The following is a 21,684-nucleotide window of genomic DNA, read 5'->3' on the forward strand; positions in this document are numbered from 1 at the left end:
AATACGGTCAGCCGAGAGATACCGTTCAACCAGCACCTCGTGGCAGCCATCCGACCCAGCAACCGCGCATGCGACAGATAACTAATACTGGGGCTACGCATTTCCAGATGACACCTAACGTCCCCTACCTGCTGAACCGGTGTTTGTCAGCGCCGCGAGCCGTAGACAAACCGTCTATCCGCAGACATCAGCGCTCATCCGCGCCCGTTGACAAAACAAATTTGTCTACAGAAGAAAAAAGTCGACTCGGTTTTCGGAGAGATATGTCATTGTAGAGAGTCATCCATCACAGCGATTGCCGTCGCTCCGGATGACTCTCTACGGGGACTTGATTAGTATGCGTCGATTGCACGCAAACGTCAATGAATCCGTCGGGAAAACGCATGTTTCTCGGGGACGACGACGATGCCATTCGACTCTCAAAACTACCTCCGCGGACTGCGGCATATCTCGCCGAACGTTGCGTCGTCGGCCGTCTCGGTTCTCCACACCATCGACCTCAATCAGAACATCGGCCGGCATCACCTGACTCTGGCCGGCGACATCTCACAGCCGCTGCAGAGAGCCATCGTCGTCGCGCAGGCCGCCGCACCGCATCTCGCACCACTCGCCGCCTATATGATTCCTCACCTGCCGGGCAGGCCGCGTGCCGGCGCTGAGATGTCGTCGGCGCAGCAGATGTACCTGGGCGACGCAATCCTGCAGCCGCTGTTCACGCCGAACTCGCCGGAATGGTGCAACGCCCTGGTCATCGATTGCGACGCCCAGGCGGCCGTGGAAGCCCTTCAGCAGCTTCCCCCGTACGTGAGACCGACCCTGGTCATCGACGCCGCCAGCGGCCGTTGCAGCGCGATTGTTCAGCTGGAGACACCGGTCCGCATGACCGAGAACAAACCCGGCGGACGGAAAGACCCGCGCGGCACGCTCTGGTATGCCGGCGCCCTGATGGCTGCCGCTCTAGATGGTGTCCTGCTGCCGCATGTGGCGCTGGTCCGCTCTCCATGGGCACTGTTGAAAAACCTGCCCGGGCACGAGACAGCGCAGGGATTCTCCGACCCGCAGACCGAGCCTGTGGCGCTGGCGTATCGGACCATCCCCGGCACACCTGACATGTTGTTGACTGAAATCGTCCACCAGTTACATCCGACCTACGGCCATCTCGTTCGCCGCTCACAGCAGCCCGGCAAACGCCGTCCCGGTCCCCAGGAGCCGGCTGCCGAGGGCACCAACCGCGGCCTGTTCGACCGCCTGCGGGCATGGGCATTCGAGCGGCACGAGACGGACGCGGACGCCATCGCGGCGCAGGCCGAGGCCATCAATGATGCGTTCGCCTGGCCGCTGAGCGATGATGAGGTCGCCTCGGTTTCGTCGAATGTCACGATTTTCATGCAAACCAAATTCGTCCCGGGCGAGACTGCACGCAATGTGAACCGTGGTGTGATGCAGCTCGCCGGCGACACGGAACACACGGTCAAAGAGAAACAGGCTGCCGGCGCTGACTATGCGGCGTACACCAAGCGCCTGAGAACGGAGCGGAAAATCGCCGACATCGTGTATGACTGGAATCCCGCCAACCGCATCACACAAACTGCGCTGGCGGAGGCGATGCAGATGTCGACGAAGACCATGAAGCGGGCATGGGGAGCGCCCCTGGAGACCCTGACGGACGAGGTTCCGGACGGCCGGCCGGACGAACCTCACTATTTCCGTGGCCGCCGGTGCTCTGCATGGTCTCGAATGGCCAGCACACCGCTGCGGAATGTCGTTGCGGCTCACAACGCCTGGGCTGACGAGATTGCCGCTTGCGATGCCATGGCTGCCCGGTGCCACCTGGTCGCCTCCCTGGCAGAGCTTAAGGCGATGAAAGCCAGTCTGCCGAAAGTCGAATACAAGGAAAAAGAGGTCCAAGAGGTTCTGCCGGACGCCGTACGAAAAGCCCGCATGGCTGTACACTCGGCATTCCTGAAGCGGCGCCGGGAGCTGGTGTCGGCCGACCCGGCGGCTCGCGAGCACGACCGCGCTGCGGATGCCGAGGTGGAGGATTGGGAACCTCCGAGCGCCGCACAGGATGACGAGGAGCGCCGACTGTTCAGCCACCGGAACTCTATTCGGATGTCGGCTATGCTCAGCTCCGGGCTCTAACCGTCAACAAATTGGTCACTGAATTGGAAGTTTGTAGACATATTACCGATTTGCATTTTCTGAATACCACATCGCGCCGGGATAACACACACATCGCACCGGCATCATCCCGCCAGCATCCGCCCTACTGGCTATCTCGTGCTCCACTCCAGTCGCCCCGCAAGTTCATGACTCCAAAGAAACACATCTGCGCGCGCCAGGAATCAGATTCCGTGATTCCGACAATCTGATTCCAAACTCCTGCAACCGTCGTACGAACGCACGAGGTAACGGGGTTAGCAAACCGGTTTACGATTCCCGCTACCGAGATTCACCTGCCGCCGCTGCACACATCACGCAAACAAACAGGGCCGAGGATTCCTCCCCGGCCCATCACGTCATCTTACCGATTTCCGCTATCAGTCTGCGTACTGCAGCTGCACAGCACCCTGGACCGGCGGCACATGGACCTCGCCGGCACGATATCTCCGCATCCACGTCTGGCACCGCTCGATATTTCGTATCGAAACCGCTCCGCGCTTCAGTCCCGCGAGCGAGGACTTATGCCCGAGAGCGGCTCTGGAAACCGTCGTGGGAGGGATGCCGGTGTCAGTGCGGAACCGATTCAGCTCGTTCCGGAATCGGGTGACCGGGTGGAGCGCAGCGCCGGCAGAATCACAGATGGCTTCGAACTCCAGCCAAGTCAGCTCGTGACCGGCCGCGCCGTACAGCTCGGCGGCAACATCTTCGATTACGTCGCCATTGTCCCTAAGAACCGACCAAGCCGACGCATACAGCTGCTCGTACAGCCCGAGAACGGTCGCACGCGGCACATGATGGCGCCCGTTCTCCAGAACCTCGTCCGCGAACCTGCGCGCCGCCGGCATCGAGACTCTGGCGATGTTGGAAATCAGATACGCTGCCGCAGCCACGTCATCGAGATTCCGCATCTCATCCAGCGCCGCTTCCACAGCATCCATGTCGTCGGCATCCTGGCGCCGTGCCATCAGTTCACCGATAACCCCGGCCAGTGCGACCTCGGTCAGCGGCAGCACGAGCTTCATGATTCGGGATGGCTGGCCGACAACCGGCATCTGCGAGCGGACGCTGGTGTCGGTTGACACGACAGGCACCGAAAAGCCGTGATGGCGGGCGACGAATGCCGCCGCGGCTGCACGGGCGCAGCGAGCCACAAGGTCGCGGTCGGGGGTTGGGAAGTCGAAATCGTGGTGTGTCATCGGCTTGCTCCTCGTTTCTGATGACGGGTTTCGTACGCATATTGTAGCAGAAAACGTGCAAACGACGCCGTAATAGTTGTCGATTGCGTGTTATTTTCTACAATGTTGGCTTTGTTGTCTGGGTCAGTATCCAACGGACCACAGGTCGTCCTCGTCTTCCTCGCGGCCGACGGACATCCAGTGCGCGACGACCTCGTCACCAGAGCCGACTATCATGTTTCCGAAATTCCCCGTGTAGACCATCTCGAAAGCGCCCTGAGGCGTGTGCTCGCGCAGAGGTTTCTCGTAGTACATGCCCATGTCGCGGGTGACGGCATATGCGGCATAAGCTCGCGCCCGACGCTCGATATCAGTGTCGTAGTAATCCTCATCGCCGATAGCGACGCCCTGGCGCAGTGCGGCATCGATATCGCGCACAATGCGGGGGTTCATGAGCCTCTCGGCGACATGCCAGATTTCGTGATGGCAAGTCTGCGAAACTGAGGAGACACCGCCGGCACATATTGCCATGGCGATGATTGGCGGATTTCCGGGTGATTGGCCGACTGCAAGTCCGCGCAAATCGAAGAATTTTGAGCCATGGAGATGAGGAACGGTCAGGCACCGAGACCATGGAACGCACCGTCGGACGGCATCATGGCACAGCTGTGTTTTGCGCTCGATATATGTACGATATCGGATTTTGTCGCTGTCCGCGCTTGCCCGGTAACCGGGTCCGCACCGCTTCTGCAGCAAATGGTCCGCATGCTTGATATCGAGATATCTCAGCCTGGAGCCGCCGGCGTGAGTGATGCGGCAGCAATCCTCCGGCTGCCAGTGCATCCAATCTGATTCCGGGCCATCGTCGCGCGGTGCATGCAGTGTCTGTGATTGATATGTCCGTGATGCGGCGCCAGGCGCTGTCCACGGAATCGGCTGTCGTCTGAACCAGTCTCTCATTATCATTTCCTCCTGTTGCCCCGGGTGGGGTGCTGATTGCTGTGTTCTCCGTTGATGCCGTGTGGCTCTACGCCGCCTGTGCGACCCGCATCGGCCTGAATCCAAAGCGATTCGCCGGACCATTCAGATTCGCCGGCGCGATGTCATGCACGCTGTACGAGTTCGGCGTGCTGCTCAGATGGTCGAGGCGCGCAATCTCATCGAACTGTGCACGTGCCTCGTCGATTCCAGCGCGTGCGGACCTGTCGTCGATGCGGCCTGCGTAGCGCTGTTCGACGAGGATTTCGAGCACTCGGCTGGAGTTTGATTTCGTGTAGCGCGGCTCGCTGGACCGCAGAACTCTCAGTGTGAACCCGGTCATCAGAGTGCGGCTATCGACGTCCTTGGTCGACACCAGCAGCAGCCAGTCGCCACCACACAGTCGGGTTTTCGAGATGATTTCGGGCATTTCCTGCCTCCTGTTTGATTGTTGGCCGGTCTTGCCGGCGTGGTGGTGATGCCGGCAGGATGTTCCCCGCCGGCATCGGGTTCAGTTCAGATGATGGGCGAGGCCGCCCTCGTCGGAATTTTCATTGTAAAAGACAACGTCGTTTCCGAAAATCCGCAGATACACAGAGCCATCTCCGGAATCGAGAATGGATGACAGCGCCATCCATTCCTGGCGGTCGAGGACGAGCTCTTGGCCGACCAGGCCGTGTCCGTCCGGCAGATTCTCCAGCTTCTTGGCGGCTGAGGACAGTGCATCGGAGATGTCGCGGTCGAAGAATCCGAGCAGCTGAAGGTCCAGCGGCGCCGGTCGAAAAGTGTTGTCCGTGGTGTTCATGGTCGTTCCCCTGTTAGCCGGTCCCGCCGGCGGTTGCGAAAGCATCGTGCCTTCTTGATTTCAATATACTCGATTTCAAGCAAAACAGTTCAAAGAAAGTACTACCTTTTGTCGATTGCATGAAATGTTGACGCTCACATGCATGTATCTGCTGGATTCCGGCTTTCATATTAACATCGATGTTAACATGACGACCTTTCGGTCGAGCGTTCGCATTGCAAATACCGGCACCTGCGGACTATGATGTGCCCACAGGACGCGCCACCATGATTGACAAAACCGCCATCAAAGCCATCCAGCATTACATCACCATCTCCGGCGACGCGGCCTACACACTACAAGAATTGCGCGATATCGCCGGCGCCGACGCCAAGCCGGCCATCGACACGCTGATTCGCCGCCAGGTCCTGGGTCGCCTCGGCCAGGGTCTCTATGTGCCGATGAAGGAGGGCGTGTTCCGACCCGGGCCCGTGCCGGCGTTTCCATTCGAGCAATCCTGCGCTTGCGTGCTGCAAAAACTCAGAATCGAGTTCCGCCCCGGCCGCGCAGTTCGCGATTACAATGCCGGCAGGACGACCCAGGTGCCGGCCCGGGTGATTTTCGAAGTCCGGGGCAACCGCATGCCGCAGATGGGATACGGCAAGCAGGTGCTGCTGTACGATAACAAGACCTACCCGAAATCTGAGTTGGCCCGTTTCGCTGCCATCGACCCGTGGCCGTGTGATGGCGAGCTGTCTGCCGACCAGGCCATCCAGCGGCTGCGCGACTACATGAGAGCGGTGCCCGACAGTATCTATCTGCGGCAGGATTTCGAGCACCTGGCCCTGCAGCAGACCGCCACAGCCATCAGGACCATCATCTCCAAGAACTTGGTCGCCGAGCTGGGCACAGGAATCTATGGCAGGCTGGAATCCTCTGGCGGCGGGTATCAGCTCGCTGCCGGCGGTCTGTATCGAGCTGTCTGTCGCGCACTGGACCGCATGGATATCGAGTGGCGGCCGAGGATGGCGTGGCGGCGATACCAGTCCGGCGCCGGTCCGAAGCCGTCGGTTCCCAGTTTCGAGGTCCGCGGTCGGCGGAGGCCTCGGCTGCAGTATGCCGGGGTGCCTGTGGCCTACGATAACGAGCAGATGTCGCCGGCGGAGCTACGGACGGTCGGACGGGATGACCCGTGGCCGGAAATGGGATGGCCGCCGAGATGAGGTGCCTCAGAAATCGATTCTGGATGGGGCTGGGTGGCTTTTAGGTCGTCTGGGACCTGTCGAGGATATCGGCGCTGTACGTGGCTGTATGGCGATTTGCTGGAACGTGGACGGAAACACGGTATCAGGACACCGCGCTCAGCATCGATTTCGGGCTCGGTAATGGCATCCTGAGGACCGACATGTCAGCTAATTCTTACATCACGCGCCTTCAGATACCGGAATTCGGCACCTGCGCACGCCATGAACCGGTGTCGGGGTCCAGGGTCAGCTCGACGGCGAGGTGCGGGTTGAAATCGGGGTTCTCCAGCGTTCTGCCACGCATCTCGTAGCCCGCCGGATTTCCCAGCAGCAGGCAGCCGCCGGGGTCCCGAACTTGGTGCGAGACATGGGTGTGTCCGGACACCCACATCGCCGGCTGCAGGGCGATGACGTCATCGAGATTCGACGCGAATCCAGCGGTAACGGGGTCTCGCAAATACTGGCGGGCGACGCAGCGGAGCGATGGCTGATGGTGTGTCAGCACCACGGTCGGGCCGGCGTGCGGTGTCCTCAGCTGTGATTCGATGAACTGCCGGCTGTGAGCGTGTCGACGTGCCGTTTCTCCGGGCGTCAACCGGTCGCGCCAATCAACTCGGTCGGCTCTCCTGATGAGTCGGAAATCGTTCAACGACCGCTCGACGATGCCGGCATCGACGCGTGGATTGCCGAAAATCGCAAAATCAGTCCACAGCGTCGCGCCGACGACGCGCACATCGGTGCCGCGGACGGGGACCACGATGGCCTCGTCCTCCAGCACATGAATCCGGGATTCCGGCGTCGACAGCTCGTCGGCCTGGCGCCGCATCTGCGCGATGCCATCGTCGATGGATTTCTTCGTCGAGTAATGCTCGTGATTGCCGCCGATGACCACGATGTCGGGGCTCGCGAACAGCCGGCGGGCCTGTGCGACGGCCATACCGGCTTTGTCCGTGTCGCCGGCGAGCAGCACGATGTCGGCCCATGATTGATTGTCCTCGAATCCGCGATGTGAGGGGCTGAATTCCAGGTGCAGGTCGCTGGTTACCTGGACGATGATGGGTTTCGGGAGCATGCCGACTCGATATCAATTTCGGGACTCGCCCGCTAGAGTCGACTGATTCAAAAAACTGGCAGCGCTATCAGGCTGGGGATTGACTGATGTCAGACGTCACAAGCTGGCTCGCACTGGCGATTAGCGGCACTGCGCTCGGCTTGGGAGAATGGCGGGCTAGGAACCAAAGAAAGTCTCAGGCAGAAAAAGATACAGCGAAGCTTAGTCTGACCATTCAAGAGAGACTATTGTACGATGCAATACCAGAAGTCGAAATGGTGATAGTAAATTCAGGCTGGAGTGAGATTACGCTCGACAGCATTGAATACGTGGTAAACGGTACATCGATACGAGACTCAAAAGACTCATATTCCATAACAGGGAAACGCCTGATTCGCGGACAGAAGTGCTCATTCAATATCGATTGGCAAGAAATATATCACAAGACAAAGCCGGAATCTGCCGAAATTGATATAACAGTACGTAGCACAATCGGTGACGTCTTCATATACAAAGGACTGAAGATAGATTTTCGCAGGGCAATTACTAAGATTCGTGAAATGCGGGCAGCCGATAAATCCGGATTGGTGTTCCTCGACCAATATGACTACTGAATCATAATTTCCGCCGCCAGATACGCCGCCACCCTCTCAAGTCCGCCCGGCTCGCACATCACATTCAGCGCCGACCGACCGGCGAACGCTTCATTCGGCTTGCGCACCCAAGCGTAGCCGCGCTCTGGGTCCGTGAATGCCATCCGCAGCGACCGGTGAATCGACAGCAGCAGCCCCAGGGACCTGGCATCGACAGGCCGCAGCTCGACCCGGCCAGCCCGCCATTCCGCCAGCTGTGCCGCATCGATGCCGAGCACCGCGCACTGCTGTGAATCCGACAGCTGCCAGCGCTCCATCAGCGCCAGCACGGCCTTCACCGCGGCCGCGGATTCGGCGTCGGTCGGCGTGTCGGAGCTGGCGGCGGGGGTGGACATGGCGGCATGGTAGCAGGCGCGGCCGTGAGAACAGAAGTGGAATCTATGACGGGCCGACGGTCGCTAGATGCTTGTGATTGCTGAGTTATACCAAAAATCGGCGATTTGGGTATAACTGTGAACGGGCGCTATCGTGTGTTATCAAACGGTCAGATTGGTACCATGTTCAGAGGTCGTGATGGCTGAGGATGAGAAGGGCGGCGAGGGTATCGTGCCGGCTGAGCCTCCGGTGGTGGCTGATGATGGGGCGGCGACTGATGAGTTGCTGAAAACTGAGGTGGAGCGGGTGTTGCTGGAGAATGAGGCGGCGTTTCGGGAGCTAGTGAACCGCTGACTAGCTCCAGGCCGAGAAAACTTATATCCGGACGGGATTGACACTCGCCTGCTCTGGCGGCGGCATCACGGAGCGCTGTGAACCACACTTTGCCGCCTGTGCCGCCGGTCGATGTCGGGGCGCTCTTGAAACGAGTGCGGGATGGAAAAGCGTGATGATGGCTGAGCGCGAACACTGCGACGGTCATCGAGCGCATGCGCTGCAAAGCTGCGGTCAACGAAGGGCGGCTGCATGAGGCACGGCGGCTGTAGGTAGGCGGCGATTGGTTGGACCTGGAGCCCCGGGACGAAGGCGAGTAGTCAAGGTGTGATGCTCGTAGGCAGGTTGCCATCACGCGCCCACATCCGCACTGCACGGCGGCCACACCGCTTCCATCCTATATTTTTATAAGGCACCTAGCGCCTCGACAAGGTTGTCGGCTCAGCTGCGGTCTCCGAAAGCCCGGCCACTCGCTCGGATGCGAGCGCCATTTCGGTCGTCGAAGGTAGGGCATAAATCCCATCGCAATGGTATCATTGCCAACCATCCCTTGCTTTCGGTTCCATTCTAGTGGTATCTGAATTAGGTTCACGACACGTTACGACCCATCAGGATGGAATAATGTCTGCTGAGCTCAATCTGCAGATTCACTTCGACGGCACATGGCATGATGCTGCAACGCTGCGGATTAACAACGCCAAGGCTGGCCATCGCAGCTCCGCCGACCTAGATTACAATATCGGATACTGGATGGCTCACGGAACCGTCTCAGGTGCCCCGCCCATTGATGACCGGGCTTTGTCCGTAGCATTCCCTATTACCATGGAGGCAAAGCAAGCGACCAATTGGCCGGCGTTCCTGCTTGACCTGCTTCCTCAGGGCGACGCGCGCACTCGAATCGCGACTCAGCTGAGAATCGATGAGAATTCGCCAGAAGTTGAATTGCCCTTGCTAAGGCTTGCTGGCGGCTCTCCCATCGGCAACATTCGGGTTCAGCAAGCTTGGGAAGACGCGCAAAAGCTACATAAAGGCGTGGAAATCGTCGGTCTGTCGATGGATGACATAGCTCGTCGCGAAGAGCCGTTTTACGACATTGCACGCCGCTACGCGCTGCTGGCTGCTGGTTCGAGCGGCGTTCAGGGCGTGTGGCCCAAGTTGCTGCTCACGACTCGCGCTGATGGCATGCTGGCACCAGATTCCGTGGTGCCAGACGCCGAGGCAGCTGCGCACTTCATCGTCAAGACAGTGGCGCGCAAGAGCGAGAGGCATGATGCCCTCATCTTGCGTAGCGAACCCGGTTACATCGAGACCGCGAGGGCGTTCGGTCTGCGCTGCGGGCAACCGCTGTTTTGCATAGGCGATTCACTGATGATTCCTCGCTTCGACCGCGAAATCATCAACGGCAGCGTTGTTCGTTATGGCCAGGAAAGTATCGTAGCGGCGGCTGGGATTGCTGAGTTCGCCTATTATACGAGCCATGAAGCTTATCTTGATGTCATAAAACGAGTAACGACCAAACCAGAGGTCGAGGTCATCGAATACCTGAAGCGCGACATCATAGCGACTGCCATGGGTGACCCCGATAATCACGGCCGCAACACTGCCCTGACCAAACGACGCGATTATGTCGGACTGACACCGTTATTCGATTTTGCACCCATGCGCCTTAAGTATGATGTCTATCGCTCCACTCGGTGGGCGTGCGACGAAAAGCCTGTGCCATCGCCGTCTGGCATCCGTGCCATCTGCGCGGCCGTTGCTCGGGATACGAAGCTATACCCCGAGCAGGTGCTGCTCGCCCTGCAGGAATTGCTGCCGAATTTGCGCCGCATCCGCGAGCTTGCACAAAGTTGCGGTGTCCCGACTGATGAGTTGTCAAGCGTCACTGCGCGTGACCCGTTTGTGAACGCCGAAGTGCTGGTCAAATCCATCGAGGAGACATGATATGGTTGCAAGAAAGCTTGATTCCGAAGCCAATACACTGCGCGATGAGTTTTTCAGCATGGCGAGGAACGGTGAGCTTGGCGTTGCCGATGGTGTTCGCCGGATGCGCGACATGCTGTCGATGACGCAACCCGAATTCGGCGAGCGGTTCGGGCTGACGAAGCGTCAGGTAAGCGAGCTGGAGAACGGACACGCTAACCCGAAAGCGGAAACCCTCGCGCGTCTCGGCAAGCCATTCGGTCTCAGTGTTGGATTCGTACGCGACGCCGGTCTTCAGGCGACGAAAGCTGTTCGCCGAAAAAAGGACGCGTAGCTTCAGTGCCTCCGTCCGCCGAGGGATTGTATCTATGCCGCAACGCCTGCTACAAAAGCCGGATACAAACCGCCTGTTAAGTCTCTGAAATCGTTGACCTGAGCTGGAAATTCTGCGCTTCCAGGTCCCCCAGCCAAAGCTCCGAGAGGGCTTTCAGCGTGCCCACCGCTTCGATGCGAGCCCGGCGGCGTCGCAGATCCTCGATGAAGTCGGCGTGACGATCGAGGCCCCAGTCGCCGAAGGTCGACAGTTTCAGGATGGACGCGGGGTCGGCATCCTGCGCCAGGGCGAGATCGGCCGGACCGAGATTGGGCTCGGCGATGCGCGGCAGACCGCCTTGATCGCCCAGGCCGGCCAGAGTGCGGCCGTAGACCGCGAGCAGGAAGGCCAGCCGGCGGTGGTCGCGGCCCCGGGCGAGAGTCTCGGCGATGGTATCGCCCAGAAAGACCGGAATCTTCGAGGCGGTGTCAAAGGCGATGCGGGCAAGCTGGTCGCCGATCACCGGATTGGAGAACCGCCGCAACACCGCGTCGCGATAGGCGACCAGCTCCATCCCCGGAGGCGCAGTGAGCAGCGGGATCACGTCGCGGTCGAGGAAATCCTCCAGCAGTCGGCGCAGCCTGGGCTCGCCCATCGCCTCGTCGACGGTGGCAAAACCGGCTCCCAGACCCGGCAGGGCGAGCATGGTGTGTGACGCGTTCAGCATCCGGAGCTTGACCGACTCATAGGCGCCGACATCGTCGGTGAAGGTGACGCCCACCTGTTCCAGCTTCGGCCGCCCGCCGCTGAAACGGTCCTCGATCACCCACTGGGCAAAGTCCTCCGCGAATACCGGCAGCTTGTCGTCGATGCCGCTGGCCGCGTTGAGCGCCTCCGCCTTCTCGGCCAGCACCGCAGGGGTGATGCGGTCGACCATGCAGCTCGGGAAGGCGACGTTCGCCTCGATCCAGTCGGCGAGCCCGGGATCACGCGCACGGGCGAACGCCGTGAAGGCGCGCTTCGCCACCGCGCCGTTATGGCGCAGATTGTCGCAGCTCAGCACAGTGAACGGCGCCGTCCCCGCCGCACGGCGTCGCGCGAGCGATTCGATCACGTAGCCGAACACCGTGTGCGGATGCCCCGGATGGGCGAGATCGCGCGCCACCGCCGGATGGTCGAGCCGGAAGGCGCCGGTCTGGGCGTCGATGTTGTAGCCGCCCTCGGTGATGGTCATGCTGACGATGCGGATCGCCGGGTCGTCCAGACGCTCCAACACGGCATCGTGGTCGCTTTCGTCACCGATGCCGGGGGCGAAGAAATACTCCACGATCGAGCCGATCACCTGCACCCGCGCCGGCGCATCCGCCGGGCACAGGGTGAGCGTGTAGAGATCGTCCTGGGCGGGAAAGGTCTCGGTCTTGAGGCGTTCGGTCGCGTCGTCGACGATGCCGATGCCACAGATGCCCCAGCCCTCGTTGCCCGGCAGCGACAGCAGCGCGTCGAGATACCAGGCCTGATGCGCGCGATGGAAATTGCCGACCGAGAAATGCGCGATCCCGGCCCGGACCGCGTCGCGGTCATAGCCGAAGCGGGCCACCGACCCGGGCAGTTCGGCCAGAGCCCCACGGTTGAGCGCGATCATGACAGGTTCGTTCCCTCTGTTCTCGTTGCACGCAGCATAACGCATCCAGGCGTGGGGGGATTGCGGGGCGCCGCCCCGCGAATGCGCTTACGCGCCCCAGACAGGATCCGTCAGCCGGGCGACGAAGGCGGCATGGCGGGCAAGATCATCGGCGGGAACGAGGATCGGGCGGGGGATTCGAGCAGCGAGGTCGTGCGTGTAGGTGGCGGTGATGCGGGTGACGGATTCCGCCAGCACCAGGCCGCGCTGGCGGCCGCCGGTCAGCTCGACATAGACCTCGGCGAGCAGCTTGCAGTCGAGCAGGGCGTTGTGGGTGGTGCGGGCCGAGAGGTCGATGTCGAAGCGGCGGCACAGCGCATCGAGCGAGTTGGGCAGGCCGGGGAAGCGGGCCTTGGCCATGGCGAGGGTGTCGATCATCCGGCCGGCGGCGAGCGAGGGCATCGACAGGCGGGCGAGTTCGGCGTTGATGAAGCCGAAATCGAACGGCGCGTTATGCGCAATGAGCGGATCGTCGCCGATGAACTCGAGGAAGTCGGCGATCACCGCGTCGAAGGTGGGCTTGCCGCGCAGGTCCTCGCGGGTGAAGCCGTGCACGCGCGAGGCTTCGGGGGGAATGTCGCGCTCGGGATCGATCAGCACGTGGTAGACGCGGCCGGTGGGCAGGTCGCGATGCAGTTCGAGGGCGGCGATCTCGATGACGCGGTCCCCGGTCAGCGGATCGAGACCGGTGGTCTCGGTGTCGAAGAGGACGGCGCGGCTCATCGGTGCTTCCTGTGCGCGAGCCAGCGTGCGAGCTGGCGGTAGGTCGACATCTTGCCGATGCCTGTCGAGAAGACGACATCGGCGCGCCGGCGGCGCTCGGCATCCGGCATCTGGCGGGCGATCAGGGCGTCGATCTCGGCCTCGCTCATGCGGCCACGGGCGCGCAGGCGGGCGCGCTGCACCGATCCCGGCGCGCTGACGACGATGATCTCGTCGCACAGGCGCCATGCGCCGCCTTCGAACAGCAGCGGGATGTCGAGCACCACCAGCGAGCGGCCGGCGCGGCGGGCGCGGGCGAGGAAGCGGGTCTGCGCGTGACGGACCAGCGGGTGGATGATGGCTTCGAGGCGTTTCAGCGAGGCGGGATCGTTGGTCACACGAGCACGCAGTGCCGCGCGGTCGAGGGTGCCGTCGTGGACGGTGCCCGGAAAGGCGGCGGCGATGGGCGCGATGGCGGCGCCACCCGGGGCCTGGAGCGCATGGACCGCACGGTCGGCGTCAAAGACCGGGATGTGGCGGCGGCGGAACGTCGCGGCGGTGGTGGACTTGCCCATGCCGATGCCGCCGGTCAGGCCGATGATGCGCATCAGCGTTCGGGGATGTCGGCGCCGACCAGGGCGGCCAGTGCGTCGTCGACCACCGGGTCGATGCCGAACCAGGCGGAAAACCCGCCGCGCGCCTGGTGCAGGAGCATGCCCAGGCCGCCGACGCAGCGCAGGCCACGCGCCTCGGCGGCGGCGAGAAAAGGGGTGAGTCGGGGGACATAGACGATGTCGGCGACAGTGAGGCTGTCGGCGGCGGCTGCGAGGTCGGGCGTGAGTGCGGGCGTGCCGCCCATGCCCGCGGAGGTGGTGTTGACCAGCAGGGCGAAGCGGCCGAGCGCGGCAGCCCAGTCGGCCCAGTCGAGGCGGGCGAGTCCGGGCAGCGCGGCGCAGAGGGCCTCGGCGCGTTCGGGAGTGCGGTTGGCGATGGTGACGGGCACGCCGAGCCCGAGCAGGCCTGCCGCGATGGCGCGGGCGGAGCCGCCGGCGCCGAGGATCAGCGCCGGACCGGCAAGCGGATCGACGCCATGGGCGCGGAGGTTGTCGAGGAAGCCGGTGCCGTCCGTGCACAGCCCGTGGATGCGGCCATCTTCGGTGAACACCAGCGTGTTGGCGGCCCCTGCCCCGCGCGCGCTGTCGTCGAGGCTGTCACACAGCGCGAAGGCGGCTTCCTTGTGCGGCAGTGTGATATTGACGCCGCGAAAGCCGCAGGCGCGCAGGCCGCTCAGCGCCTCGGCGAGACGTCCGGGGGCGACGGGCAGCGGCACATAGGCGCCGTCGAGGCCGTAGCGGGCGAGCCAGTGATTGTGCAGTGCGGGCGAGCGGGAATGCGTGACCGGCCAGCCGATCACGCCTGCGAGGCGGGCGGCGCCGGTGATGCGGGACTCGGACAAGGCGGGGTGCGGCAGGCTGGACACGATCCGATCATGCCCCTTCACCGCCCCGCCTCCAAGGCCGGCCGCCGAGCACGTCGCGGGCGCGGGTGAGGTCGATATCGTGTCCCCAGCTCGCGACGGCGATGGTAGCCACGCAGTTGCCCAAGGCATTGCCGAGCGCGCGGGCGATGCCGATGAACCAGTCGACCGACACCACCAGCACCAGCCCGATCGCGGGCACCGAGGGCACCGCGGCGAGGGTGGCGGCGAGGATGACGATGGCGACGCCGGGGATGCCGTGCGCGCCCTTCGAGGTCAGCAGCGCGGTGCCGAGCACCAGGGCGAGCTGGGACCAGTGCAGCGGCGTGCCGGTGGCCTGGGCGATGAACAGCACGGCGAGACCGAGATAGATCGACAGCGCATCGAGATTGAAGGAGTAGCCGGCCGGGATCACCAGCCCGACCACCTCGCGGCGGATGCCCAGCGCGGTGAGCTTGTCCATCAGTTGCGGCAGCACCGCGTCCGACGAGGTGGTGGCGAGCACCACCAGCAGCTCGGTGCGCAGATAGGCGATCAGACGCAGCAGGCTCAGACCGCACAGGCGCATCACCGCGCCCAGGGCGACCGCGACGAACAGCGCAACAGCGGCGAAATAGACGATTACCAGGGCGGCGAGCTGGTCGAGCGAGGCGAGGCCGTAACGGCCGACTGTATAGGCGATCGCGCCCAGCACGCCGAGCGGGGCAACGCGCACGATCAGGCCCATGATGCGGAACAACACCGACGCCAGCGCGTCGATCAGCCGCGCGACCGGGGCCGCGGGCGCGCCGGCCAGCGACAGTCCGGCGCCGAACAGCAGCGCGAAGACCAGCACCTGGAGCACGTCGTTGCCGGCAAGGGCCGCGACCGGGCTGGCGGGAATCAGACCGAGCAGGAAGGCGCCGATGCCGCCGCGCACGAGGCTGGCGGCGCGCTCGCCGTTACCGGCCAGGACGGAGGAGGACAGCGAGGCGGGATCGACATGCAGCCCCGCACCGGGATGGCAGAGGAGAGCAACCAGCACGCCGAAGATCAGCGCCAGCGTGGTCATCGCCTCGAAATAGACCAGTGCCGCGAGACCGACACGGCCGGCGGAGCGCAGATCGCCCGCGCCGGCGATGCCCTGCACGACGACACAGAACACCAGCGGCGAGACGATCATCGAGATCAGACGCAGGAACGCGTCGGAGAGGATCTTCAGTGACTGGGCGTGCTGCGGCGCGAACACGCCGATCACGGCGCCGAGCAGGCTGGCGGCGACGATCTGGACGAACAGCGAGCGATGCAACGCGATACGGCGGGCGCGGGATGGTCCCTCGCCCGCCGTCCGGTTCGGCTCGTGCTGTCGCGGAGCTTCGATCAGGGCAGGATTTCGGTCTCGGCGAAGAAGAAGGCGATCTCGGTCTTCGCGTTCTCCAGGCTGTCGGACCCATGCACCGAGTTGGCTTCGATGCTTTCGGCGTAGAGCGCGCGCACCGTGCCGGCATCGGCCTTCTTCGGATCGGTCGCGCCCATCACCTCACGGTGGCGCAGCACGGCGTTCTCGCCTTCGAGGACCTGCACCACCACCGGGGCGGCGGTCATCGAGCTGACCAGCGAGGCATAGAACGGACGCTCCTTGTGCACGGCGTAGAACGCGCCGGCCTGGGCGTCGGAGAGCTGGATGCGCTTCTGCGCCACGATGCGCAGGCCCGAATCCTCGAACACGGTGTTGATCTTGCCGGTCAGGTTGCGCCGGGTCGCGTCGGGCTTGATGATGGAGAGCGTGCGCTCGGTCGCCATGACGGGTCGGTCCTCGTTAATGTCTGCCAAAGGCATCAGTGCTTTCGGATCGCGCGCATCTAGACGAAGCGGCCGCGCTGCGGCAAGCCCGGCGCCGGATTGTCATCTTCCTGCATGGACTGGACACGGTTTGAGCCTGCTGACCCTGAGTGATCTGAGCCTGCGCGTCGGCACCCGCGCGCTGCTCGACGGCGCCTCGCTCTCGGTGGAGCCGGGGCGGCGCATCGGGCTGGTGGGGCGCAACGGGGCGGGCAAGTCCACCCTGCTGGCGGCGATCTGCGGCGAGCGGGCCGTCGATGGCGGCACCATCCGGCTGGCGAGCCGCGCGCGCATGGCCTGGGTGCGGCAGGAGGCGCCGGAGGGCGAGGCGTCACTGCTGGAGACGGTGCTGGCGGGCGATACCGAGCGCACCGCGTTGCTGGCGGCGAGCCAGGATCCCGAGCGCGCGCATGAGCTGGCCGAGATCCATGAGCGGCTGCGCACCATCGAGGCCGACAGTGCGCCGGCGCGGGCGGGGGCGATCCTGTCGGGCCTGGGCTTCGATGCGGCCGCACAGGCGCGCGCGGTGCGGGAGTTCTCGGGCGGCTGGCGGATGCGGGTGTCGCTGGCGACCGCGCTGTTCCTCAACCCCGACCTGCTGCTGCTCGACGAGCCGACCAACCATCTCGATCTCGAGGCGACGATGTGGCTCGAGGCGTGGCTGGCGAAATTCCCCGGTGCGGCCCTGGTCGTCAGCCACGATCGCGGCATGCTCGATCGGGCGGTGGAGGCGATCGCGCATCTCGACGGCGGCAAGCTGAGCCTCACCCCCGGCGGCTACAGCGAGTTCGTCCGCATCCGCACCGAGCAGGCCATGCAACAGGCGCGGATGGCCGAGAAGATCGCCACCCAGCGGGCGCACATGCAGTCCTTCGTCGACCGCTTCCGCGCCAAGGCCTCCAAGGCCCGGCAGGCGCAGGCCAGGATCAAGGCGCTGGAGAAGCTGCCGCAGATCGAGTCGGTGGTGGAGGCCGCGCCGACGCGGTTCAATTTTCCCGCCCCCGCCCAGCTCGCCCCGCCGGTGCTGAACTTCGACCGCGTGACGGTGGGATACGACACGACGCCGATCCTGCGCGGCATCAACTTGTCGATCGACATGGAGGACCGCATCGCCCTGCTGGGTGCCAACGGAAACGGCAAGTCGACCTTCGCCAAGCTGGTCGCAGGCCGGCTCGAACCGATGGCGGGGTCGATGTTCCGCAACCCGAAACTGCGTGTGGGGTATTTCGCCCAGCATCAGACCGACGAGCTGGTGCTGGGTGACAGCCCGATCGACCACATGGCGCGGGCGATGCCGAAGGCGATCCCCTCGGCGGTGCGTGCGCAGCTCGCCCGGTTCGGGCTCGATGCGGACCGCGCCGAGACCAGGGTGGGCGAGCTGTCGGGCGGCGAGAAGGCACGGCTGCTGCTCGCGCTCGCGACCCGGGATGCGCCGCAACTGCTGATCCTCGACGAGCCGACCAACCATCTCGACATCGATGCGCGCGATGCGCTGGTGCGCGCGCTGTCCGCGTTCGAGGGCGCGGTGCTGCTGATCAGCCACGACCCGGACCTGGTGGAGCTGGTCGCCGACCGGCTGTGGCTGGTGGCGGAGGGCGGCGTGAGCGCCTTCGACGGGGACATGGACGATTACCGGCGCTGGCTGTCGGAGCGGGCGCGCGAGGCGCGGGCGGCGAACAAGCCTGCGAACGTCTCGGCTCAGGCGGCGCGCGAGGACCGACGCGACCGCGCCGAGGCCCGCAAGCAGACCGCGCCGCTGCGCAAGGCCGCGAAGGACGCGGAGGCGCGACTGGCGCGGCTGACGGACGAACGCAAGAAGATCGAGGCGGAGCTTGCCAGCCCCGATCTCTACGCGGCCGGCAAGAGCGCCAAGGTGGCGGCGCTGAACGTGCGCCTCGCCCAGGTCGACAAGCTCACCCAGGCCGCCGAGGCCGACTGGCTGGCCGCGGAGGCGGCGCTGGAGGGGGCGGGCTGAGCCCCTCCCCCTGCACGCTCAGTGCCAGACCGGCAGTCCGGCGACGGCCCCGAGCTCGATGGAGGCCCGGAAGCCGAAGGCGAGGATGTTGTGCGAGGCGGAGCGCTGCGAGGGCTTGAGCACGTTGTCGGGCTGGAGCACGTACTGGATGTTGGGGCTGATGGTGACCCCGCGCATCACCTTCGCGCCGTAGTTGATCTCGAAGATGCCCTCGCCTTTGGTCACGCGCGATGTGCCCTGGGCGGCGCGGCGCATCGCTTGGAGATAGTCGCGCTCGTTGCGGCCGAGTTGAAGATAGGTGCCGACGATGCCGAACGTGTCGAGCGGGCGCGAGGCGAACGGGCCGGTAATGACCAGGCCGGCCAGAGCCTGGAGCTTGAAGAGGGTGTAGTCCGGCACCGCCTGGATGACGCCGCCGAAGACGGTGATGTTGCGGCGCCTGTCGGCTCCGAGACGGGTGAGCACGCCGTCGCCCATCGCATACCAGCCGTCCTGGCCCTCGGGGTGGATCAGCGCGGTGCCATTGTGGGTCGGTTTCGGCAGGCCACGGCTGTTGTAATAGGGGTCGTTGACCGGCGAACTGTTGCGATAGGCGCCGAAGCGCAGGTTGTAGGCGTGTGGGGCGAGCTGGCTCGGCGAGTGAATGCCGAGTTCCACGGCGGTCTGCACGCCGGTGCCGCCATGGGTATTCCAGTCGAAACCGTCGGTGGGGATCAGCGAGGTATTGGCCTCGAAGGCGCCGGCCTGGATGTAGACGCGCTTGCTCGGATTGACCTTCACCCGCCCGCCCCAGGTGCCATAGGGAAAGAAGGACAGCGAGCGGTTCTGGATCGGCAGCGCGGCGGGGTTGAAGCAGATCGCGTTGTTCTGGAACGTGCAGTAGAGCGTCGAGGCGTTGAAATACGTCAGCGCCGAGACGCGGCCGCCTGAGATCTCGACCGCCCCGTGCAGCAGGCTCTGGTCCCAGGCGAGGGCCGAGAGGCGGAGGTTCTGGTAGGTCTTGTAGCGCGTCTGGAAGCTGACGGTGTTGCCCGTGTACGCCTGCGCCAGCGAAGTGCCGCCGGATCGGTTGAACGAGATGTGCAGCACCGCGCCGGGAAGGCCGATCATGCGGTTGAAATCGAGATCGGCACCAAACGGGGTGGCGATCGAGTTGCCGGTGCCACGGCGAACGCCACCCGACACGTTGCCGGCAAATTCGTCCACGGCCAGGGCACGCAGATAGATGCCGTGATTCTGCAGCGCGATGCCGACCGGGGCGAGCGGGCCGGTAGGCGGGGCCGGGACGAAGCCGGTTTCGGGCGGGGGCAGCACATGGAGCTGCGCGATGGCGTGGCTCTCTCGCGGGTCGGGGGCGGACCTGGAGACCGTGGGGCGGGCGGCGGGCCAGGCATGGTTGGTGTCGATCGGGGGAACGGCAGGGGCGGTCGCGGCGGGGGAAGTCGGGCTGGGGGGTGGGCTGGCGCTCCGGGCGCTGGCCGCAGCCGTGCCGAAACCAGCCGACAGCAGGGCTGCGGCGGCAACGAGGCGCGTGGACATGGGTGTTTCCTGAAATCCTGCCCGTCTGTGGCGGGCTTGTTATGGGATCGGATCGTTTGCGAGTGAGAGAAAGTGGACGGGGCTGCCGTCCACTTTCATCGAGGTCAGGGCGAGAGCTGCTCGAGCGACTTGCCGGCGGTCTCGGGGGCGAAGCGCCAGCACATCAGCCCGGTCAGCAGGGCGATGCCGGCGAAGGCGAGGAACACCGGACCGATCGCGCCGCCGGCGACGATGGTGCCGATCAGCCAGGGGCCGGCCATCGAGCCGAGCCGCAGCCAGGCGCTGCCGAAACCGGCACCGGTCGAGCGCAGCCGGGTGGGGTAGAGCTCGCCGGAGTAGAGGTAGAGCGAGTAGGTCACCGTCTGCACCGCGGCATAGGCGAGGGTTGCGAGGCCGAACACGGCCCAGGCCGTGTGGGCACCGATCGCATAGAGCGTGACCAGCGGGATCACGGCGAACAGCAAAGCGCCGGCATACCAGCGGCGGCGACCGACACGGTCGATCAGCAGCGCGCAGATCAGCGAGGCGCAGGCGGCCACACCGGTCATCGCGAAACCGAGGCCGATGGCACGTCCGACCGGCACGTGGAACACGGTGCGATACAGCGTCGGCAGCCAGGTGGCGAGGCCGTTGTTGATCATGTAGGCGCCGAACCACAGCAACCAGAGCAGGGCGGTGCGCGGTCCGTAGAAGCGGCCGAACATCTCGCGCAGCGAGCCGACGGTGGCCGGCGTGACCGGCACCACGGTATCGACCTCGATCGGCGGGATCGGCTGGCCGTGCGTACGCGCCGAGGTCTCCATGCGGTCGATCTGGCGCTCGGCACGGTCGAGCCGTCCGGCGCCGATCAGCCAGCGTGGGCTTTCACCCAGGGTGAGCATCAGCGGGGCGACGACGGCGACCGGGATCACGCCGACGATGAACATCGCCTGCCAGCCGAAGCGGGGCACCAGCGCGTAGCCGACCATGCCGGAGAACACCAGGCCGACCAGGAACAGCAGTTCGTAGAGCAGGAAGAAGCGGCCGCGGTTGCGGCTGCCGGAGAGCTCGTTGACATAGGCGGAGGCCACCGGAACCTCGCCGCCGGTGCCGATCCCCTGCAGGAAGCGGAACAGCATCAGCGAGCTCGCATCCCACGAGAAGATGCAGGCGACGGACATGATGCCGAACAGCGCGATGGTCATGATCAGTACCGGCAGCCGGCCGATGCGCTCGGCGAGCCAGCCGAAGAACAGCGCGCCGAAAAGCTGGCCGAAATAGCCGGACGAGATGATCGCGGCCGTGGTGGCGGGCGTGAGGTGCCAGGTCTGCGCCAGGATCGGCATCGCATAGGCGATCGCCAGCGTCGAATACCCGTCGAAGAAGGTGGCCATGCCGACGACCGACCGCGCCCAGAGCACCGGGCGCGTCGCGGGCAGGCGTTCGAGCCTGGCAAGCAGGGTGACGCTGCGCTCGGCATCGAGGCTGCGTGACAGGGAAGCAGCGCGACCGAGCGCGCTGCCTGCGGCAAGTGTTGCCGTCATGGTCGTCTTGTCTCCCGCTCGCGCGCTTCTCTGC

Annotated in this window: 21 protein-coding genes; 7 read left to right on the forward strand and 14 right to left on the reverse strand. The window is 64.4% G+C overall.

All coding sequences use genetic code 11. The features are described from left to right. Positions 1-405 precede the first annotated feature (405 nt). The gene (locus FHR90_RS02035; RefSeq protein ID WP_176622096.1) at positions 406-2,142 is read left to right on the forward strand and encodes a hypothetical protein; all 1,737 of its coding nucleotides are present in this window, start codon (positions 406-408) and stop codon (positions 2,140-2,142) included. 398 nt (positions 2,143-2,540) lie between these two features. Here the strand turns inward: FHR90_RS02035 and FHR90_RS02040 are convergent, their stop codons facing one another. From FHR90_RS02040 to FHR90_RS02055, 4 genes are all read right to left on the reverse strand, one after another. After that, complete coding sequence (locus FHR90_RS02040; RefSeq protein ID WP_176622097.1) at positions 2,541-3,359, reverse strand: hypothetical protein; 819 nt, start codon at positions 3,357-3,359, stop codon at positions 2,541-2,543. A gap of 123 nt (positions 3,360-3,482) precedes the next feature. Continuing rightward, complete coding sequence (locus FHR90_RS02045; RefSeq protein WP_176622098.1) at positions 3,483-3,791, reverse strand: hypothetical protein; 309 nt, start codon at positions 3,789-3,791, stop codon at positions 3,483-3,485. Between the two features lie 574 nt (positions 3,792-4,365). Then, on the reverse strand, positions 4,366-4,746 hold the full coding sequence (locus FHR90_RS02050) for a hypothetical protein (RefSeq protein ID WP_176622099.1): 381 nt from the start codon (positions 4,744-4,746) through the stop codon (positions 4,366-4,368). A gap of 81 nt (positions 4,747-4,827) precedes the next feature. Beyond that, the gene (locus FHR90_RS02055) at positions 4,828-5,121 is read right to left on the reverse strand and encodes a hypothetical protein (protein WP_176622100.1); all 294 of its coding nucleotides are present in this window, start codon (positions 5,119-5,121) and stop codon (positions 4,828-4,830) included. A gap of 266 nt (positions 5,122-5,387) precedes the next feature. Between FHR90_RS02055 and FHR90_RS02060 the strand changes: the two genes are divergently transcribed. Next, positions 5,388-6,323, forward strand: a complete 936-nt coding sequence (locus tag FHR90_RS02060) for a hypothetical protein (protein WP_183274679.1) — start codon at positions 5,388-5,390, stop codon at positions 6,321-6,323. 211 nt (positions 6,324-6,534) lie between these two features. Here the strand turns inward: FHR90_RS02060 and FHR90_RS02065 are convergent, their stop codons facing one another. Next, positions 6,535-7,416 carry a metallophosphoesterase gene (locus FHR90_RS02065; protein ID WP_176622102.1) on the reverse strand — a complete coding sequence of 294 codons (882 nt, stop codon included), beginning with the start codon at positions 7,414-7,416 and terminating at the stop codon, positions 6,535-6,537. Positions 7,417-7,502: 86 nt separating this feature from the next. On the opposite strand from FHR90_RS02065, the gene FHR90_RS02070 reads away from it, so the two are divergent. After that, positions 7,503-8,009: a hypothetical protein gene (locus FHR90_RS02070; protein WP_176622103.1), complete on the forward strand. Its 507-nt coding sequence runs from the start codon at positions 7,503-7,505 to the stop codon at positions 8,007-8,009. On the opposite strand, the gene FHR90_RS02075 is transcribed toward FHR90_RS02070, so the two are convergent. After that, positions 8,003-8,383: an MbcA/ParS/Xre antitoxin family protein gene (locus tag FHR90_RS02075; RefSeq protein WP_176622104.1), complete on the reverse strand. Its 381-nt coding sequence runs from the start codon at positions 8,381-8,383 to the stop codon at positions 8,003-8,005. The two genes, FHR90_RS02070 and FHR90_RS02075, sit on opposite strands and share 7 nt — an antisense overlap. A 178-nt stretch (positions 8,384-8,561) precedes the next feature. Between FHR90_RS02075 and FHR90_RS02080 the strand changes: the two genes are divergently transcribed. The 3 genes from FHR90_RS02080 to FHR90_RS02090 all read left to right on the forward strand — a co-directional run bounded on the left by FHR90_RS02080 (position 8,562) and on the right by FHR90_RS02090 (position 10,953). Beyond that, complete coding sequence (locus tag FHR90_RS02080) at positions 8,562-8,717, forward strand: hypothetical protein (protein ID WP_176622105.1); 156 nt, start codon at positions 8,562-8,564, stop codon at positions 8,715-8,717. A 600-nt stretch (positions 8,718-9,317) separates the two neighbouring features. Next, positions 9,318-10,640, forward strand: coding sequence for a type II toxin-antitoxin system HipA family toxin (locus FHR90_RS02085; RefSeq protein ID WP_176622106.1), 1,323 nt, complete (start codon positions 9,318-9,320; stop codon positions 10,638-10,640). Position 10,641: 1 nt separating this feature from the next. After that, positions 10,642-10,953, forward strand: coding sequence for a helix-turn-helix domain-containing protein (locus tag FHR90_RS02090; protein ID WP_176622107.1), 312 nt, complete (start codon positions 10,642-10,644; stop codon positions 10,951-10,953). A gap of 76 nt (positions 10,954-11,029) precedes the next feature. On the opposite strand, the gene FHR90_RS02095 is transcribed toward FHR90_RS02090, so the two are convergent. From FHR90_RS02095 to ndk, 6 genes are all read right to left on the reverse strand, one after another. After that, a complete protein-coding gene (locus FHR90_RS02095; RefSeq protein WP_176622108.1) occupies positions 11,030-12,574 on the reverse strand; it encodes a mannitol dehydrogenase family protein in 1,545 nt (514 codons plus the stop codon). A gap of 87 nt (positions 12,575-12,661) precedes the next feature. Beyond that, positions 12,662-13,336: a DNA polymerase III subunit epsilon gene (gene dnaQ, locus FHR90_RS02100; protein WP_176622109.1), complete on the reverse strand. Its 675-nt coding sequence runs from the start codon at positions 13,334-13,336 to the stop codon at positions 12,662-12,664. Next, a complete protein-coding gene (gene coaE, locus FHR90_RS02105) occupies positions 13,333-13,923 on the reverse strand; it encodes a dephospho-CoA kinase (protein WP_176622110.1) in 591 nt (196 codons plus the stop codon). Before coaE ends, dnaQ begins: the two co-directional genes overlap by 4 nt. Then, a complete protein-coding gene (locus FHR90_RS02110; RefSeq protein ID WP_246330006.1) occupies positions 13,923-14,786 on the reverse strand; it encodes a shikimate dehydrogenase in 864 nt (287 codons plus the stop codon). The genes coaE and FHR90_RS02110 overlap by 1 nt, the downstream gene beginning before the upstream one ends. Before the next feature lie 16 nt (positions 14,787-14,802). Beyond that, complete coding sequence (gene dctA, locus FHR90_RS02115) at positions 14,803-16,080, reverse strand: C4-dicarboxylate transporter DctA (protein WP_176625832.1); 1,278 nt, start codon at positions 16,078-16,080, stop codon at positions 14,803-14,805. A 71-nt stretch (positions 16,081-16,151) separates the two neighbouring features. Further along, entirely contained in the window at positions 16,152-16,574 is a 423-nt protein-coding gene (ndk, locus tag FHR90_RS02120) for a nucleoside-diphosphate kinase (protein ID WP_176625834.1), read from the reverse strand. Positions 16,575-16,728: 154 nt separating this feature from the next. On the opposite strand from ndk, the gene FHR90_RS02125 reads away from it, so the two are divergent. Continuing rightward, positions 16,729-18,588, forward strand: coding sequence for an ABC-F family ATP-binding cassette domain-containing protein (locus tag FHR90_RS02125; RefSeq protein WP_408871423.1), 1,860 nt, complete (start codon positions 16,729-16,731; stop codon positions 18,586-18,588). Positions 18,589-18,606: 18 nt separating this feature from the next. Here FHR90_RS02125 and FHR90_RS02130 read toward each other — a convergent pair whose 3' ends face one another. Beyond that, positions 18,607-20,127 (reverse strand): carbohydrate porin, encoded by a 1,521-nt coding sequence (locus tag FHR90_RS02130; protein ID WP_183274681.1) that lies wholly within the window; start codon positions 20,125-20,127, stop codon positions 18,607-18,609. A gap of 104 nt (positions 20,128-20,231) precedes the next feature. Then, positions 20,232-21,650: an MFS transporter gene (locus tag FHR90_RS02135; protein ID WP_176622261.1), complete on the reverse strand. Its 1,419-nt coding sequence runs from the start codon at positions 21,648-21,650 to the stop codon at positions 20,232-20,234. Between the last annotated feature and the right edge of the window lie 34 nt (positions 21,651-21,684).

Source organism: Endobacter medicaginis, from assembly GCF_014192375.1.
Taxonomy (GTDB): Bacteria; Pseudomonadota; Alphaproteobacteria; order Acetobacterales; family Acetobacteraceae; genus Endobacter; species Endobacter medicaginis.

Coding starts and splice junctions, on each gene's coding strand:
- FHR90_RS02095 (WP_176622108.1), bottom strand. CDS start 12,574: ATGATCGCGCTCAACCGTGGGGCTCTGGCCGAACTGCCCGGGTCGGTG.
- FHR90_RS02085 (WP_176622106.1), top strand. CDS start 9,318: ATGTCTGCTGAGCTCAATCTGCAGATTCACTTCGACGGCACATGGCAT.
- FHR90_RS02135 (WP_176622261.1), bottom strand. CDS start 21,650: ATGACGGCAACACTTGCCGCAGGCAGCGCGCTCGGTCGCGCTGCTTCC.
- FHR90_RS02035 (WP_176622096.1), top strand. CDS start 406: ATGCCATTCGACTCTCAAAACTACCTCCGCGGACTGCGGCATATCTCG.
- FHR90_RS02080 (WP_176622105.1), top strand. CDS start 8,562: ATGGCTGAGGATGAGAAGGGCGGCGAGGGTATCGTGCCGGCTGAGCCT.
- dnaQ (WP_176622109.1), bottom strand. CDS start 13,336: ATGAGCCGCGCCGTCCTCTTCGACACCGAGACCACCGGTCTCGATCCG.
- FHR90_RS02130 (WP_183274681.1), bottom strand. CDS start 20,127: ATGTCCACGCGCCTCGTTGCCGCCGCAGCCCTGCTGTCGGCTGGTTTC.
- FHR90_RS02075 (WP_176622104.1), bottom strand. CDS start 8,383: ATGTCCACCCCCGCCGCCAGCTCCGACACGCCGACCGACGCCGAATCC.
- FHR90_RS02060 (WP_183274679.1), top strand. CDS start 5,388: ATGATTGACAAAACCGCCATCAAAGCCATCCAGCATTACATCACCATC.
- FHR90_RS02065 (WP_176622102.1), bottom strand. CDS start 7,416: ATGCTCCCGAAACCCATCATCGTCCAGGTAACCAGCGACCTGCACCTG.
- FHR90_RS02045 (WP_176622098.1), bottom strand. CDS start 3,791: ATGAACCCCCGCATTGTGCGCGATATCGATGCCGCACTGCGCCAGGGC.
- FHR90_RS02050 (WP_176622099.1), bottom strand. CDS start 4,746: ATGCCCGAAATCATCTCGAAAACCCGACTGTGTGGTGGCGACTGGCTG.
- coaE (WP_176622110.1), bottom strand. CDS start 13,923: ATGCGCATCATCGGCCTGACCGGCGGCATCGGCATGGGCAAGTCCACC.
- ndk (WP_176625834.1), bottom strand. CDS start 16,574: ATGGCGACCGAGCGCACGCTCTCCATCATCAAGCCCGACGCGACCCGG.
- FHR90_RS02070 (WP_176622103.1), top strand. CDS start 7,503: ATGTCAGACGTCACAAGCTGGCTCGCACTGGCGATTAGCGGCACTGCG.
- FHR90_RS02090 (WP_176622107.1), top strand. CDS start 10,642: ATGGTTGCAAGAAAGCTTGATTCCGAAGCCAATACACTGCGCGATGAG.
- FHR90_RS02040 (WP_176622097.1), bottom strand. CDS start 3,359: ATGACACACCACGATTTCGACTTCCCAACCCCCGACCGCGACCTTGTG.
- FHR90_RS02055 (WP_176622100.1), bottom strand. CDS start 5,121: ATGAACACCACGGACAACACTTTTCGACCGGCGCCGCTGGACCTTCAG.